General features: G+C 57.3%; 1 protein-coding gene. It reads left to right on the plus strand.

Going from position 1 to position 1,667, the window contains the following annotated elements; translation table 11 throughout:
- Positions 1-313: 313 nt before the first annotated feature.
- Positions 314-1,630: a gluconate transporter gene (gene gntT / locus HMPREF9538_RS04735; protein WP_002920542.1), complete on the plus strand. Its 1,317-nt coding sequence runs from the start codon at positions 314-316 to the stop codon at positions 1,628-1,630.
- The last annotated feature ends 37 nt before the right edge of the window (positions 1,631-1,667 follow it).

Genomic DNA, 1,667 nt, shown 5'->3' on the forward strand with positions numbered 1-1,667 from the left:
CCCCGGGTCCTCCCTGGCCCTTTCTGTGTTACCGCGCAACATCTCCCGCTAAATGACCGGCAAAAACCGGGGAAAGAGTATGACTTAAGTCTCATATTTAACATTTTCCCCCGTCAGGTGATTCTCAACCCTCACATGTTACCCGTATCATCCATTTCAGGCGCCACCGGCAAAAAAATAGCCAGCTATCCTTTCTCTGGGTAAGGATAATGCAAGCGTTTACGGCGCCAGACTATTTTGCTCCCTGACGGAGCGGATGCTCTACAGGTTCGAACTTTGACGTTACCCATAACAAATTAAGGCCAGGTAAATCATGCCATTAGTCATCGTTGCTATCGGGGTTGCCCTGTTGTTGCTGTTAATGATCCGTTTCAAAATGAACGGCTTCATTGCGCTGGTTCTGGTGGCGCTCGCCGTCGGATTAATGCAGGGTATGCCACTGGATAAAGTGATCGTCTCCATCAAAAACGGCGTTGGCGGCACCCTTGGCAGCCTCGCGCTGATCATGGGCTTCGGCGCTATGCTCGGTAAGCTGCTGGCAGACTGCGGCGGCGCCCAGCGTATCGCCACCACGCTTATCAATAAGTTCGGTAAGAAGCATATTCAGTGGGCGGTGGTCCTGACCGGCTTCACCGTTGGCTTCGCCCTGTTCTATGAAGTGGGCTTCGTGCTGATGCTGCCGCTGGTGTTCACCATCGCCGCCTCGGCCCGTATTCCGTTGCTGTACGTCGGCGTACCGATGGCAGCCGCGCTCTCCGTCACCCACGGCTTCCTGCCGCCGCATCCGGGTCCGACCGCGATCGCCACCATCTTCCATGCCGATATGGGCAAAACGCTGCTCTACGGCACCATTCTGGCTATCCCGACGGTTATCCTGGCGGGACCGGTGTTTGCGCGCTTCCTGAAAGGGATAGATAAGCCGATCCCGGAAGGCCTGCATAACCCGAAAGTGTTCACTGAAGAAGAGATGCCAGGCTTTGGCGTCAGCGTCTGGACCTCGCTGGTTCCGGTGATCCTGATGGCGATGCGCGCCGTGGCTGAGATGATCCTGCCGAAAGGCCACGCCTTCCTGCCAATTGCCGAGTTCTTCGGCGACCCGGTGATGGCCACCCTGATTGCGGTACTGATTGCCCTGTTCACCTTCGGTTTGAACCGCGGCCGCTCCATGGAGCAGATCAACGATACCCTGACCTCTTCGATCAAAATCATCGCCATGATGCTGTTGATTATCGGCGGCGGCGGCGCCTTCAAGCAGGTGCTGGTGGATAGCGGCATGGATAAATACATCGCCTCTATCATGCACGAATCGAACATGTCTCCGCTGTTTATGGCGTGGTCTATCGCCGCGGTGCTGCGTATCGCGCTGGGTTCGGCGACCGTAGCCGCCATCACCGCGGGCGGGATCGCCGCGCCGCTGATCGCCACCACCGGCGTCAGCCCGGAGCTGATGGTTATCGCCGTTGGCTCCGGCAGCGTTATCTTCTCCCATGTTAACGATCCGGGCTTCTGGCTGTTCAAAGAGTACTTTAACCTGACCATCGGCGAGACCATCAAGTCCTGGTCGGTGCTGGAAACCATTATCTCAGTCTGCGGCCTGGTGGGCTGTCTGCTGCTGGGGATGGTGGTGTAAGGTCACTCCCGCCACAGAAAAAGGCCGGTCCGCGTGA

This window comes from Klebsiella sp. MS 92-3 (genome assembly GCF_000195655.1).
Taxonomy (GTDB): domain Bacteria; phylum Pseudomonadota; class Gammaproteobacteria; order Enterobacterales; family Enterobacteriaceae; genus Klebsiella; species Klebsiella pneumoniae.

Bases quoted from the DNA above. Each gene is read 5' to 3' on its own strand.
- gntT (WP_002920542.1), top strand. From the start codon at position 314: ATGCCATTAGTCATCGTTGCTATCGGGGTTGCCCTGTTGTTGCTGTTA.